Source organism: Neisseria sp. P0021.S006, from assembly GCF_051956895.1.
The window spans coordinates 1-588 of record NZ_JBQCWZ010000909.1 but is presented as its reverse complement, the minus strand read 5'-3'; the positions used below and the strand labels follow the sequence as shown (position 1 = coordinate 588).

Sequence of the window (588 nt, the reverse complement as noted above, 5' to 3'; positions counted from 1 at the left end):
TCGCAGCAGGGTTCGCCTTGCGGGGTTTTGGCGGCAATGGCTTGGAAGATGGGTTTGACGGCGGGCCATGCGGCTTCGTCGCCGCCGGGCATGATGGACGGGCCGTGACGCGCGCCTTCTTCGCCACCGGATACGCCCGCGCCGATAAAGCGGATGCCTTTCGCGGCCAGCTCGTGTGTACGGCGGGTGGAATCAGGATAGTTGGCATTACCGCCGTCAATAATGATGTCGCCTTCGTCCAAAAGCGGAACGAGTTGTTCGATAAAATCGTCAACAACAGAGCCAGCGCGAACCATCATCATGATTTTGCGCGGTTTTTCCAGTTTATCCACTAAATCTTGCAATGAATAGGCACCGATAATGTTGGTACCTTTAGCTGCGCCGTTGAGAAAATCGTCTACTTTAGCGGTGGTCCGGTTGTACGCCACGACTTTGAAACCGCGATCGTTCATATTCAAAATCAAATTTTGACCCATAACGGCCAAGCCGATGACGCCGATATCGCCTTTCATTGATGGAAGCTCCATTATTAATTTAATTTATCAACCGTAACTCTAGCTGATTTACAACTTTTTAACAATCCTTAAC

General features: G+C 50.7%; 1 protein-coding gene. It reads right to left on the bottom strand.

The window, feature by feature from the left end:
• On the bottom strand, window positions 1-512 hold a 512-nt coding region (locus tag ACTHUM_RS17840), incomplete at its 3' end, for an NAD(P)-binding domain-containing protein (RefSeq protein ID WP_440403670.1).
• Between the last annotated feature and the right edge of the window lie 76 nt (window positions 513-588).